The 13,950-nt window shown below is 54.4% G+C and carries 9 protein-coding genes; 4 read left to right on the top strand and 5 right to left on the bottom strand.

Annotated elements, in window-relative coordinates; translation table 11 throughout:
• Nucleotides 1–114: 114 nt before the first annotated feature.
• Nucleotides 115–1,794 carry a long-chain-fatty-acid--CoA ligase gene (locus DES29_RS11610; protein WP_016475145.1) on the bottom strand — a complete coding sequence of 560 codons (1,680 nt, stop codon included), beginning with the start codon at nt 1,792–1,794 and terminating at the stop codon, nt 115–117.
• 185 nt (nt 1,795–1,979) lie between these two features.
• On the bottom strand, nt 1,980–2,519 hold the full coding sequence (gene hemG / locus DES29_RS11605) for a menaquinone-dependent protoporphyrinogen IX dehydrogenase (protein ID WP_005429571.1): 540 nt from the start codon (nt 2,517–2,519) through the stop codon (nt 1,980–1,982).
• A gap of 300 nt (nt 2,520–2,819) precedes the next feature.
• On the opposite strand from hemG, the gene infA reads away from it, so the two are divergent.
• On the top strand, nt 2,820–3,080 hold the full coding sequence (gene infA, locus DES29_RS11600; RefSeq protein WP_016475144.1) for a translation initiation factor IF-1: 261 nt from the start codon (nt 2,820–2,822) through the stop codon (nt 3,078–3,080).
• A 93-nt stretch (nt 3,081–3,173) separates the two neighbouring features.
• On the opposite strand, the gene DES29_RS11595 is transcribed toward infA, so the two are convergent.
• From DES29_RS11595 to DES29_RS11585, 3 genes are all read right to left on the bottom strand, one after another.
• Nucleotides 3,174–4,145: a phosphatidate cytidylyltransferase gene (locus DES29_RS11595; protein WP_005429574.1), complete on the bottom strand. Its 972-nt coding sequence runs from the start codon at nt 4,143–4,145 to the stop codon at nt 3,174–3,176.
• Nucleotides 4,142–4,735: a lysophospholipid acyltransferase family protein gene (locus DES29_RS11590; protein ID WP_016475143.1), complete on the bottom strand. Its 594-nt coding sequence runs from the start codon at nt 4,733–4,735 to the stop codon at nt 4,142–4,144. The genes DES29_RS11595 and DES29_RS11590 overlap by 4 nt, the downstream gene beginning before the upstream one ends.
• 99 nt (nt 4,736–4,834) lie before the next feature.
• Nucleotides 4,835–8,938 carry a YhdP family protein gene (locus DES29_RS11585; protein WP_113854920.1) on the bottom strand — a complete coding sequence of 1,368 codons (4,104 nt, stop codon included), beginning with the start codon at nt 8,936–8,938 and terminating at the stop codon, nt 4,835–4,837.
• A 195-nt stretch (nt 8,939–9,133) separates the two neighbouring features.
• On the opposite strand from DES29_RS11585, the gene glnE reads away from it, so the two are divergent.
• The 3 genes from glnE (at nt 9,134) to DES29_RS11570 (ending at nt 13,784) form a co-directional block, all read left to right on the top strand.
• Entirely contained in the window at nt 9,134–11,992 is a 2,859-nt protein-coding gene (gene glnE, locus DES29_RS11580) for a bifunctional [glutamate--ammonia ligase]-adenylyl-L-tyrosine phosphorylase/[glutamate--ammonia-ligase] adenylyltransferase (protein ID WP_113854921.1), read from the top strand.
• Between the two features lie 135 nt (nt 11,993–12,127).
• Nucleotides 12,128–13,108, top strand: a complete 981-nt coding sequence (locus DES29_RS11575; protein WP_005429578.1) for a YheT family hydrolase — start codon at nt 12,128–12,130, stop codon at nt 13,106–13,108.
• A gap of 85 nt (nt 13,109–13,193) precedes the next feature.
• Entirely contained in the window at nt 13,194–13,784 is a 591-nt protein-coding gene (locus DES29_RS11570) for a VUT family protein (protein ID WP_005429579.1), read from the top strand.
• Nucleotides 13,785–13,950 lie beyond the last annotated feature (166 nt).

The raw sequence follows: 13,950 nt of genomic DNA, 5'->3' as shown, positions 1-13,950 counted from the left end.
AAAATTGCAGGAATTTCAGAATGAGCTAAATAACATTCAAGGCTGATTTGATGAGCCTCAACCCCTTAAAGATCTAGTACTCCGGGAGTTTGGGTTGGAAGACAAATACGTAGGTTAGAGATCTTTAAGCTCGCGGCGCAAAATCTTGCCGACAGCAGTTTTCGGAAGCGCATCCACGAAAACGATCTGATGCGGGACTTTATATCGAGTGAGCTGTGAGCGGCAGTAATTCTTTACATCGTCGGCTGTGAGTGCGGGGTCCTTTTTGACGATGACGGCTTTAACGCTTTCTCCCGATTTGGGAGAAGAAACGCCTACGACACCAACTTCGAGAACACCAGGCATCGAGGCGATAACGTTTTCAACCTCGTTCGGATAAACGTTGAATCCAGATACCAGAATCATGTCTTTCTTGCGGTCGGTAATGGAAATTACACCTTTGGCATCCATATGGCCGACATCGCCTGTACGCAGCCATCCGTCACGCATCACAGCGGCGGTTTCTTCAGGCTTTTTCCAGTAGCCGCGCATAACTTGCGGGCCGCGCACGCAAATTTCACCCGTGTATTCGGCCGGATCTGCCCCTTCAGGGCAGACACCCAGATCACGGAATCCGTCGCCACGGATAGAGACTTCAGTGGATGAAACTGGTACGCCCACCGAGCCATCCCATGGAGCGCCCGGAATGTTGCCGCAGACGGCGGGGCTGCATTCGGTGAGACCGTAAGCTTCCAGAATCGGGACACCTGTGCGGGCGAGCCAATCTTCAGCCACTACGCGCTGAACCTGAGCGCCGCCGCCGCAGGTGAACTTCAAGTTCTTGAGAGCGTGCGGCGTGAAGGCGGGCGAGCGAAGCATAGCGGCAAAGAGTGTATTGACGCCGATGATGACGGAGACGTTCTGTTTGATGCATTCGCCGACAAGCTTATTGATGTCTCGCGGGTTGGTGATAAGCACCATCGTCGCAGCCCATTTGGTAAACACCAATGTCGCTGTAAGTGAGAAGATGTGATAGAGCGGCAGTGCAGTCAGTACAACCTCTTCGTCTTCTTTAAAAGTGCTGGAAATCCAAGCACTAACCTGAAGAATGTTGGCTGCAACATTGCGGTGAGTGAGCTCTGCCCCTTTGGCAATGCCGGTGGTGCCGCCGGTGTATTGGAGAAATGCAAGCTGGTCATTTGTCACTTCAACCGGCTTGAAGCCGAGGCGGCGGCCAATTTTGAGTGCATCCGTCCACATTACTGGGTTGGGGAGCGAATATTCCGGCACCATCTTTTTAACTCGGCGGATGATGAAATTGACGAGCCAGCCCTTGGGGAAAGGAAGCATGTCGCCTGCACCGGTCGTGATGAAATGGCAGCATGGTGCTCCGTCTAGTGCTTTTTGCACAGTACGCGCAAAATTTTCAATGACGACGATGGCTTTGGCGCCGGAGTCTTTCAGCGTATGGTTGACTTCGCGCGGCGTATAGAGCGGATTGATGTTCACCACCACCATTCCGGCCTTGAGAATCCCGAACACGGCAGCAACGTACTGCAGCAGGTTAGGCATCATCAACGCTATGCGGTCGCCGGGTTTCATGTCGGGGAGCGACTGAAGGTATGCAGCGAAAGATTCGGCATAGCCCTTCATCTGCGCATAGGTTGCGTCGGCGCCCAAGTTGGTGTACCCGACATGATTGGGGAACTTCTTTGCCGACTCGTCAAGCACGGCGGAGAGGTTCGGATAAACGTCAGGATCAATCTCGTGCGGCACACCCTGAGGATAGGACGCAAACCAAGGAAATTCAGACATGATGAATCCGGCTAAAAATCGTGGGAACTAATGAGTTTAGCGGACAAAACTCATGAAAAACGAGTGCTTAAACGCTAAAAGCCGACCAAAGTGTGCGGGATAACCCGTGCTTTGAGTCGGCTTTCTGATGTCGGAAGCGTCTGCTGCAGGAAGTCAACAGATGCTGCCGATGCTCGCATAGTGCTTTAGGCTTGGAGCGTGAGGCAGTGGCGGGCATATTCGGGAACGTCGTCCCAATTGGTGTAGTCAATGATGGCTGTGGGTTCCGTCGGCCCCTTTGTCATCTTCATGATCATCTGAATGGCCTTGGTATCGAGCCAGCCCCAGTTCGGGTAGTCGACCTTACCGGCAAAGCAGTGTGCGTCCTTAGGCTTCCAGGGGTTGTTTTCGAGGAACTTGCGCGTGTAGAGGTTGCCTTCCGGGGTGCACTTTGCCTCTGCACGGGCGATGAGCGACACCGAGAAGAAACTCGTGGCCTTGGCATCAAGCACGGCCTTAAAGCGATTAACGAAGGCGACGAGTTCGCGATTCATCTTGCCGTAGATGACCGCGCAGCCGATGATTACGGTGTCGTATTTATTCCAATCAACGCCTTCACGGTCAGCTTCGACGATGCCCATCAGATCGGCCTTATGACCTTCAGCGATGATGGTTTCCCAAATGCGGCGGGCAATGCGGGCGGTATGGCCGCCATGGCTGTAGTAAAGGACAAGAACGGACTTCATGAATGTCTCCTGCGGACGCTGAGAAGAAGCTCTGGGGCGCGCTTCCCAAGTCGCCGCTAGCTTTTGAATTGAGGTTCCGCGGGGTAATGAAATCTGCGGACAATTGAAATAGTACTAAGGGTGGATTGCTCATGGCTTAAGGAAGAACACGTACTTCCACCACTTAAAACAGATTTTGATTGGCCTAAGACCATGATTGCGCCGGAGACTGGTGATACAATGCGCCGCTTCAAACATGCCGTTGCGTCAAACAGCTGAATGGCCGGCGATAACGGATTGTTCACCAAACGATGGAAATATATGGCAAAGGAAGATCTCATTGAGATGTCGGGCCAGGTTCTGGAAGTACTTCCGGATGCCCGCTATAAAGTGAAACTCGATAACGGTCATGAACTGATCGCTTATACAAACGGCAAGATGCGCAAGCACCATATTCGCATTCTCGCCGGCGATCGCGTTTCGCTTGAACTCTCTCCGTACGATCTCAGCAAGGGCCGCATTACCTTCCGCCACATTGAAGGCCGTCCGCCCGTGCAGGCCGCTGGTCAGCGTCGCCGCTGATTCTCGGGGAGCCCAACTCCCTGAACTTGGTCAATATATAAAACCCGCTCTCGGAAATGCCGACAGCGGGTTTTTGCTGTTTTTTATGGCGCCTTAGAAGACGTCTTTATACGTAATAAAGAAGATTGTCGTCAGATGATAGAAGACTGGTGCAGCAAACGTGATGGGGGCTAGGCGGGCAAGCAGTCCGCGTGTCATATAGAGATCGCTTTCGTCGGCAAGCCGCTCTCCGCCCATGCTGCGTCGCACGCTGTTGAAAACGAGGTCGCCAAGAGCGCCTGCCAACACCGTGGCAAATGCCATCAATACAGCCTGCCAGAGACGAAATGGAGTAATCCAATACATACAGGTGCCGGCCAGAATGCCGCCAAGACCGCCGAAAAGAACGCCAAGCACAGTGCGGTTGATATTCGTTTTGAGTGTGCGACCGCCGAGAAGCAGGCTTGCAATGGCTGAACAGAGGTCCGATACGAAGATGACAAGCAGGAAAAAGAGCATCAGGAGCGGACCGCTGGAGTTGTAGCGGGTGAGATCTAGCGTCGCGATAGCTGGAGCATGTGAGAGGCAGAAGACGCAAAGCATGATGCCCCACTGAACTTTGGCAACGCGTTCCAAATACCGGTCCGTATCCTGAGAGAGTGCCATGATGACAGGCAGTGCCAGGAAGAGATAAACCGGAATAAAGAGTGTATAGAGCTCAGGGAGGTCAAATCCCACGGCGACATACTGAATCGGAATCGCCACATAAAAGGCGATGACAAGTGCGTAGTGGTCTGAAGGCTTGGTGGGCGTGATGGCGATGAATTCTCTAAGGAGAAAAAAGCTCAAAAACGCAAAGAAGATGAGCAGCGCCGGCATGCCAAGCAAAAAGGCGATCGTGAAAACGGCGATCAGCCACCAAGCCATGCGCAGTCGTGAACGAACTGCGGTGAGCCGATGATGGCGCTCGGGTGTCATTTCACGCCCGAGTGACCAGGAAACGTAAATTGAACCTGCGGCAGCGAGGATCACCATCGCGAAGAAAAGGAAGGCGTAGGCCTCTTGAATTGTGAATCCGAGTCTCATGCTTTCGACAAATCAATAACAGCATTGCGGCAGCGATTCAAGAAGTCTTCCTTGGAATCCTGCGGCGTATGAGGAATAGGGGCGCCGAAGCGAACGGAACAGACAGTAGGCACTGGAATCAGAACACCCTTAGGCATAGCGCGGTGGAGGTTCTCGATATAGACCGGAATAAATTCCACATGCGGGAATTCCGTCATCAAGTGCCAGATGCCGGACTTGAAGGGACTCGGCTCGGCTTGCGGGCGACGAGTGCCTTCGGGAAAAATGATGAGCGAGTCACCGGTACGGAGCATGTCGCGCAACGGATCGAGCGGATTGGCATGATCTGCTCGACGGCGGTCAATAAGAACGCATCTGAGTTCATTGATGGCAATGCGGCGGCGAATGGCGCCTCGGCTCCAGTAGTCTTTTGCCGCAACCGGATGAACGTGTCGACGCAGTTCCGGAGGCAACGATGCCCAGATCACAATAGTGTCAAGATGGCTCGTATGGTTGGCAAAGTAGATGCGCTGGCGCGGCGACGGCGCGCAACCCTGCCAGTGTGGGTAGGCGCCGACAAGAAGTCGCGTAAGCCACACAATGGGCGTCATCAGTTTAAAGGAGCTGAACACGGGAAAAATCGCTGTATGCGGGTGATTGAAACGTAAAAGGAAATTATCCCGCGTCAAACGAATCGAGGCAAAGGTTTCTCACTGATTCTCGTGCGTTTGCTTGCGTACAGTTCCTTTAACGGCTTCTTTGGCGCGGTCCTCCAGACGCTCAACGCGGGTACCAAAGGATTCGACCTTCTTTACGATCGGATCATCAATGGGCCCAGCAATGCTGTATTCGCTTGAAAGAATGCTGGAAATTTGATCTTTAAACATCCATTGGGCAATCAGGGAACCGATGCCGATGGCTGGGTTGGCGATGGCTACGGCAAGGGAGGCTGCTTCACCGTTAAGGCTCGGCAGCACGAGCGCCTTGATGTCAAGCAGGTTGGTGACAAAGTTTGCATCTCCCTGAATGACTACAGTAGCTGCGCTGCCGGCGACAGTAGATTTAGTAAAGTGGAGCACTCCGTTGTTGATCGTTCCCTCGCTGCGAAAGGAGTCAAACCGAAAGCCCTTGCTGAGCACATCGCGGAAGTCAAGCGTAAGGCGCTGCAGCAGGTGCTGCATGCTCATGAGGCTCAGAAGGCGTCCCGCACCGGGTTCAACCTGAAGAAGCTGGCCAGCGCCGGCAGAAGCGTGGAATCTGCCCGAAAGCGTCGGCGTATTGAAGGCTCCCGGGTGCCCTGCCCAAGAAAGCTGAAAGTCGGCATTGCCAGGCGCGTCATGCACAGCATCCTTCACATCTAAGCTGGTGAGCAGCGTTCCGGCATTAATGACATTGGCTTTAAAGGAGGCAGATGTACGGCCGACCGGGTCGAGCGCTGTCGTACTCCAGGCGCCTTGGGCCGAAATAGTGGCGCCGGGGTTGCGGATAGTGAGGTTCTGGATGCGCCATGTGAGGGGATCATCCGCCGCAGCGGTAAGTTCCATCTTGCCGATGCGGCGTTTGCCCCAAGAGAGCTCGTCAATCACGAGAGAAATGTCAGGCAGATCTGACACCCGCAGCGTTGAGGGCTCAGGGGCCTGAGGCGGAACGGGATCTGTAACGTTCTGCGGTTTATCTTCCGCGGCGGGCAGCTCCGGAAGGTTGAGTCGGTTGAGTTTTACGGAAAGAAAACCTCGACCGTTCTCGGCTTTGGGTTGATATTCGATCTGTCCGGCGGCAACCCCGCCGTTGGCGCGCAGATGCCAGATGCCAGGGACCTGTCGAAGTGTGGCGACGAGTCCGCCAAGCTGAGATTCTTTCCAAGAAATATCGTCGATATCTACTTCAATTTTGGTGAGACGGTTCAAGGCAGCCGCCGCAAGACTGCTGGGTTTGGCACCGGTCTTTGCAGAAGAGTTGGGCTGTGAAGTGCTGACAAGGTCTTCAATCTCATCCCAAATGCCAAGCCAATCGGCTGCGTCGAGTTTGGTCGCCTTGACGCCGACCTCAATACCAGAGTCAATTTTTCTCATGGGAAGACCAATGCCGATCCAGCCGCGAGCAAGGGCGTCTCCTTGCCAGTGGAGGTCAAGGGATACAAGTTTGTCGACGATGACTTCTAAATTGGTTGCTCCGCCCTTGGTAAAAAATGTGAATTGAGTGTTTGCGGTTCGTCCGGCAGGTTTTTCCAAGGGGGCAGGGAGCGGGGAGAGGATGTCGACGGCAGGTGTTTCACCGGTAATGCGCACAGCACCGTCGGCAAAGGAAATTCGGGTGTCAACCGAGTAAGGGGCCGAGCCGGAGAGATGTTTGACGATCGGCACTACAGCCGTGCCGGTCATTAGCCGCTCAATGTCTGTACCGCTGACGGTGCCGACGATTTTGAGCTGCGCCTCATTCTTATTGGGCGTCGCAGAAATTGTGATGGGACCAGCACTTGTTTTGCCAACGAGAGGCTTGGGGGTTAAAACGCCTGAGTCTGCGGTGAGAAGAGTTCCGGAAAGCTGCGTTATTTCAGGAAGTATCGGCAGATATTGGAAACGACCATTGGATATCGTGCTCGTTACCGACCACTTTGGGGCGTTGTTGCCGGTCAGCGGCAGCGCAAGGTCCAAAATCGTTTGGACTGAGCCCGATCCTTTGGATTGATCAAAGCTCTCGCCGTATATCTCTTTGAGAAAAGGCGTTGTCGAGAGATAGGCGAGTGCATCTTTCAGATCTCCTTCAGCTGCACCTTTGACGGTGAGCATGACCGGATCTGCGGCAAATGAAGGAATTTCCACCACGACGTCTCGAGCTTTCAGCCCGCCGCTGCTGGCTGAGTGCCCTGTGATCGTCATGCGGTTTCCTTCAAACTGCATGCGGCCGACGATGTTGGTAAGCAGCGGCCAATGTTCGCCTTGAGCCCATTCCGTACGCCCCGAGCGTGTGACAGCTCGGCGTGAGGGCATAAAGTCCATTCGGCCGTCGGTGACGTCTCCTTCAATGAGAAAGTGTCCTTCCTGTGGGGCGGCACCGTCCCAAGGGAAGTCATCGAGTTTTCCGCGAACTTCCCACCGTCCATTGGAAACTCGGCCAGCCAGCACTGCTGCTTCAACATAGTCGAGTGCAGGGTCGCCCACGACGATGGGGAGATATTTGTGGACTGCTGCACCATCAACTCCTTCAGCTGTCCCGGAAATGTTGATAGTGCCTGCGCCTCCGGTACTTTCCCATGTGCCAGAGCCACGGACTGTGCCGTCAGCTGATACGGCAGTAATGTTCGTGAATGTGAATTTCGGCGTCGAATGCAGTGCGGCTGACACGCGTCCGGTGATGGATGAGAAATTCATTTGCGGATGCCGGAAGATGCCCGGGAAGTAGAGCGTGGCGTAGTGTGTGTCGAGGTCGACTTCGAATTCTCCAGGGTTCGATGTTGAGATTTCGCCTGAAATGTTGCGAACGCCAGGCATGCCGTCATTTGCGGGGGGCAGCGACAGACCTGTAAAAAAGCTTGAAAACGTCCAGGCCCCCAGATCGGCGTAGTCGCCGTTGAAAGAGGCGTTAAGTTGTCGAAGCGTGCCGGAAAAAGGCCGATCTCTCAGCAGTTTGAGTGCAGCAGCTGGGAGCGGTAAGGATGTACCAATTTTGGCAATGTTTGAGAGCGACAATTCGGAGGCTTTAAAGCTGCATCCAATAACGGTGCCGGAGACGTCATGGTCGCATTGCGCTTCAATGTCCGAGGGACCGAATCGTGCGTCATTGATCGTGGTGAAAGTGAAGTCCTTGGCCGAAAAACGGGTTTGACTGCCGTCGTCTGCATAATGAAGCCGTCCCGTCAGCCGGGGAAGACGCAGTTCGGCGAGTTTGGGAGCAAGTTGTGCACGAACGTCTGCCAGCGCAAGATCAGCAGTAATGGATGTGACGCGGCCTTGCTCAAAAGATGCCCAGAAACGGGTCGAGCCAATACCGGAGTAGAGCGGCCCCTTGAGACCGAGATTTTTGAGCAGTTCAGAGGCACGGATTCTGTCCAGGTCTCCGTAAAGCTCTCCCGACCAGGTCAGCGGGTTGTCAGGCAAAGCAAATATGTTTTTGCGGATGCGGGCGCGAAGATCAAATGACCGAGGCGTACTCCCTTCCATGAGAATTCCTGAAACGGCAGTCCGGTAATCGAAGAGTTCTTGGCGAAATACAGCGGTTACGCGCTCGAGTGTCAGCGGGCCGTTCGTCGATGATGATTCATCGTGATAGCGGAAGGTACCGTCTTCAATCATTAGTCGTCCCTGCCCGAACAGCCAACGCGAAAAGCGCTGTCCGGCTTCGGCTTCGGAAGAAGTCGTAGAGAGACTGGTATTAATGGCAAATCCAGCTACATCCCAATGATTTTCGTCGACTTTGCGGATATCAAGAGTTGGGTGAGAGATGATCAGCGTTGAGAAGCGCGGTTCAAGATGCCAGAGTGAACTCCAGGAAAGTTCGGCTTGAACGGAAGGAAGACTCAGTGAAACGGGGCCTCCGTGGCGGGACAGCTTAACGTTATGGAGCGATATCACTGGATGAATGACAGTGAAGCCGACGTCCATTCGCTCTGCAGTGATGTCGATGCCGGTTGTTTCCGCAATAAAAGCGGCGATTTCGTCCGAATGACTGGAAAGCTGGGTGGTAACGAACCAGCGGGCGGTCAATATGAAAATTGATGCGATAAAGAAGACGACAAGGAGCAGCCAGCCGAGTGCTGCGAGCACACGTTCGCGCAGGAGAGTCCTGGGTGAGCCTTTTTCGTCTTCTGAAAGCATTGGTAGTTGGATTGTCGGGAGTACGAACTATAGGAATTATCACCCATGAAGACTGAGACAAATTCCTTGGTTTGTATCTGCCGCCATTGAATACAACGCATTGAGCGCTCACATATATGTTTCGAGAGGTATTCTTTTTTCTGGCCACTGTTGGCAGTGTTGTTTTTTGATATTTGCATTCAGCCACGCTTCATCATGACGTTCGACTCTCTCGTGCTCAGCAAAATTCATCTTCAGGATGTGCCTAAATTGTCGAGTTTTGTTGATCGCTCGCTTAAAGCAATGCTGCCGGCGGGAAGTGATGACGAGCGTCTGCATCGTCTCCAAGATTTGGCTGCTGCGCCCTGGACGCGCGACCGCATTGTTGAGCGGGTACGCGGCGTCACGGACAGTACGCAGCTCGCTTATGCACTGCGGCAGCTCAGGCGAGAGCTCATGGTGAGTCTCATCGCTCGCAATTCAACTGGGTGCTGCGGTTATGACGAAGTCGTCGATACGATGACGGCACTCGCTGAAGAAAGCGTGCGTGCGGTTGTACGGGTTTGTGCTCGAGAGCTCTCAGAACGTCATGGAGTGCCGTTTGGCGAATCCGGAGCGCCGCAAGATCTTCTTGTGGTAGGCATGGGAAAGTTGGGCGGGTGCGAACTGAATGCCTCATCGGACATTGATCTTATTTTTCTCTACAGTGAAGACGGGGAAACGCGCGCAACGCCGGAATACCCCAATGCCCGCCGTACGCTCGCAGTGTCGGAGTTTTATGCCCGTTTGGCGCGCCGGATTATTCCTGCGCTCAATGATGTTGAAGGACCAGGGTTTGTATTCCGCGTTGACATGCGGCTACGCCCAAACGGGGATGCGGGACCGATTGTCTGCTCGAGCGAGATGCTCGAAGAGTATCTCTATACGCAGGGGCGCGATTGGGAGCGCTTTGCCTGGCTTAAGGGCCGGATCGTGAGCGAACCGGTATTCGCCTCACCTGAGCAGTTTGAGGCTCAAAAGGCTGATATTCAGTCATTGGTGACGCCGTTTGTTTTTCGCAAGTATCTGGACTTCAGTGCGATTAGTTCACTTACGAAGCTCCACGAAATGGTTCGTGCTGAAACTGACCGCCGCGAGGCGCTGCGTGCCCGAGAAGGCTGCAACGTCAAACTCGGCCGCGGCGGTATTCGTGAAATTGAATTCATCGTGCAGACATTGCAGGTGATTCGCGGCGGTCGTGATATGAAACTGCGTGGAAAGAGTACGTTGAGGATGATTGACGCTCTGGTGCATGCAGGGGCTATTCAGCCTAATGTCGGGGAAAAATTAAAGACGGACTATGTGTTTCTGCGCGATCTTGAGCATGCGCTGCAATATGTGGATGATCAGCAGACACAGTGGCTTCCGCATTCGGGCGAAACACTCGAACGCGCTGCAGGTCTCTTCGGCGCCGCCCCTGTAGAGCTGTGGGCTGAAGTGGAGAAGGTGCGTGAATTCGTGGCGGCGACTTTCGACGGCGTTTTTCATGTCAATGCTGAAAAAGCTGAGGTGAAGGACAAAGATGCTTGGCCGCTCGGCTGGTCCGAAGGGGCGCCTTCGGCTCCAATGCTGCTTGAGGAAAAGCTCAGAGGTTTCGGTTACGGCGATGCCTCGGAGGAGCTTGCCGGACGCATCTTGGCATTGGTTTCCGGACGTCGGTCTGCGGTGCTTTCTGAAGAAGCCCGCACGCGCTTGCGGTTATTGGTTCAGTTTGTGGTAGAGCGAGCGCCGCAATGGGTCGAGGGTGCAGGGCCTCGTGTCATTAGTCAGGCTGAAGAGCTGAGCCGCTATCTGAAGCTTCTTGAAGCAATTGCAGGACGCTCAACCTATGCGGCGCTGCTATATCAATATCCAAGTGCCTGCGCACGTGTCGGACGAGTCTTAGCTGCCAGTCGCTGGAGCGCCGATTATGTCGTGCGTCATCCCATTGTGTTGGACGAGCTGGTCGATGCACGCAGTACCGAAATGGACGACTTCACGCCGGTGGATTGGTCGAAGTGGCGGGATGCGCTTCATGAGGCCTTAACCTCGGCAGGGGGCGATCAGGAGCGTCAGATCAATTATCTGCGCGATGCTCACCATGGCGCAGTATTTCGTTTGCTTGTTGCTGATCTGGACGGCCGCTTCGCGGTCGAGCGGCTGGCCGATCAACTCTCCGCACTTGCCGATGCCGTGATCGCCGAAGTACTCGACCTTGCGTGGGCGAGCCTTCCCAACCATCCTGACGAGCCCCCGAAATTCGCTGTCATTGGTTACGGCAAACTTGGGGGAAAGGAGCTCGGCTATCAAAGTGATCTGGATATTGTCTTTCTCTATGACGACCCTAATCCTGACGCCGACGTGATTTACAGTCGACTCGTTCGCCGCATGATGAGCATGCTGACCGTACAGACCTCGTCAGGGAAACTCTTTGACGTTGATCTGCGGCTTCGTCCGAATGGTGAAAATGGGCTCGCCGTGTGTTCGTTCGAGATGTTTTCGCGGTACCAGAGAAATATGGACGGCAATGGGGCTTGGCTGTGGGAACATCAGGCACTTACCCGAGCACGCTTTGTGGCCGGAGATCCGGAGCTCGGCAGACGTTTTGAGCAGGAGCGTGCGGAGATTCTGCGTATGCCGCGAGCAATCGAACCGCTTAAAGCCGAAGTGCTCGAGATGCGCCGGAAGATGCTGGAAGGCCACCCCAATCGAACAACGCAGTTTGATCTGAAGCACAGTCGAGGCGGCATGGTAGACGTTGAGTTTATTGTGCAGTTCATGGTGCTTGGATGGAGCGCTTCTCATCCAGAACTGGTCAACAATTTCGGCAATATTCTGCTTTTGGAAATGAGCGCCCGCCTGGGTCTCATTGACGGTAATCTTGCCCAGGCTGCCGTACGTGCTTATCGTCGTTACCGGGCGCTCCAGCATGAAATTCGCCTCAATGCTGGTGAAAGCGTTCCGGCTCGTGTACCGCCGGAGCTGGTTGCGGAAGAACGCAACACGGTGCTTGATCTTCGGCGGCACGTATTTGGCACCGCAGAGCCTGGCAAATAAAAATGCATGGACTGCAGCAGATCAAAATTAAGCATTGAAGCCGCATCGCACTAAAATAGCTCATTTGTTCAAAATGTCGGGTAAACCCGTATAGGACTTAATGAAGCCCGACGTCGATCTTTTTTTCTTCAAACTATGCCGATATCCGAGTCTTTATACCAAGCTCCGTCTTGGTGTCCGGGAGGTCACCTGCAGACCGTCATTCCGGCCCGTGTTACTGCACGTCCGCATATTGCTTATCGCCGGGAGATCGTCGAAACGCCCGACGGCGATATCGTTGCGTGGGACTGGTCTACGCCGGAGCCCGCAGATCTGAACGCTCCGGTGCTTGTGCACTTTCACGGCCTCGAGGGCGGCAGCGATAGTCATTATGCGGAGGCGCTAATGGCCAAATGCGCTGAACTCGGATGGCGTGGTCTGGTGGCGCATTTCCGCAGTTGCGGCGGACTTATGAACAGAAAGCCGCGAGCTTATTTCGCTGGTGATACGGCCGATAACAGCTGGGTGCTTCATACTGTGAAAGCACGCTTTCCCAATGCAAAGCTCTATGCCGTCGGCGTGAGTCTTGGCGGCAATCAGCTCACGAAGTGCCTTGGCGATCTGGGCAGTGAGGCGATTGGCTTGGTCGAAGGGGCAGTGTCCATTTGTGCTCCGATTGATCTCGTCGCGGGCAGTGAACGCATGAGCAAGGGTGTCAATGCGCTCTATGCGGACATGTTTCTTAAGACCTTGAAGCGCAAATTAGAAGATAAAGCCCGCCAATATCCAGATCTTTTTGATTTAAAAAAGGCACAAGCGTGCCGGACTATGTATGATTTCGACGACATCTATACGGCGCCGGTGCACGGCTTCTCTTCAGCCATGGAATATTGGCAGAAGTGTTCGGCTAAGCAGTATCTTCCCGGCGTACGTGTGCCACTCCTCCTGCTCAATGCTAAGAACGATCCGTTTCTGCCTGCCTGGGTTCTTCCCACGGCCGCAGAGATGAGCTCGTCTGTGGTGGGCGAATTCCCGGAGGAAGGCGGCCACGTGGGGTTCCCGGAGGGCCCTAAATTCGCAGGAGACCTATGGTACCTTCCGCGCCGTGTGATGACCTTTTTCGGTGCCGGCAGCTGAACCGCCTGCGACGGGTGCCGATCTTTTGCAATTGAAGGACGCTCCGGCTTTTCCTGTCGGCAGGCGTCCGCGAAGGAGTGAAAAAGTGGCGCTCAACCTCAACTTTCCCCAGGGCCGCATCGGCCGTCTCGGCCTCATCAGCCTCGTTCTCTTCATCCTTACCATTCCGCTTGGGAATTGGGTGGTGACCAATGTGGGGCTCGTCTGCGACCCCCACGGCCCGTGTCTTATTCCTGTTTGGCCCGGCGTTTGGTCGCCTTCGGCCGTGATGGTAGCGGGTCTCGCGCTTGTTTTGCGGGATGCGGTGCAGTCGATTTTGGGCAATCTCTGGGCGGTGGCAGCTATTGCCGCCGGTGCGCTGCTCTCTTATCTGCTGGCAGACCCGGCTGTGGTGCTTGGTTCCACAGCGGCCTTTCTTTTTTCTGAACTTGCTGATTTTGCTGTTTATACGCCGATGCGTCGGCGCTTCCCAAGCTCGGCAGTAGTTGTGTCCGGTCTGGTGGGTTCGGTGGTCGACAGCATGATTTTCCTGTCGCTCGCCTTCGGTTCGCTGGATTATCTTTTTGGACAGGTGCTTGGCAAGTTCTGGATGAGTCTCCTCGGCGGCGCAGTGCTTTGGTATATCCGTTATCGGCAGCACCGTGCTGAGCCTGCAGCGGATGCGGTTGCAATCTGATCGCTGAAGCAAAATAATTTTTGACCCCAAACTCCCGGGGATGCACCTAGTCCCGGAACACTCGCGGTGGCAAGGGCAAACCTAACAGGGTAAAGAGATCTCGGATTTTCTTCGGGATCTCTTTTGTTTTCCAAGCGTTGCGATCAGTTGGTTTATTGGCCTTCAG

It is taken from the genome of Sutterella wadsworthensis (assembly GCF_003315195.1).
GTDB lineage: Bacteria > Pseudomonadota > Gammaproteobacteria > Burkholderiales > Burkholderiaceae_F > Sutterella > Sutterella wadsworthensis.
The sequence above is the reverse complement of the archived record's forward strand: the minus strand, read 5'-3'. Positions and strand labels throughout refer to the sequence as shown.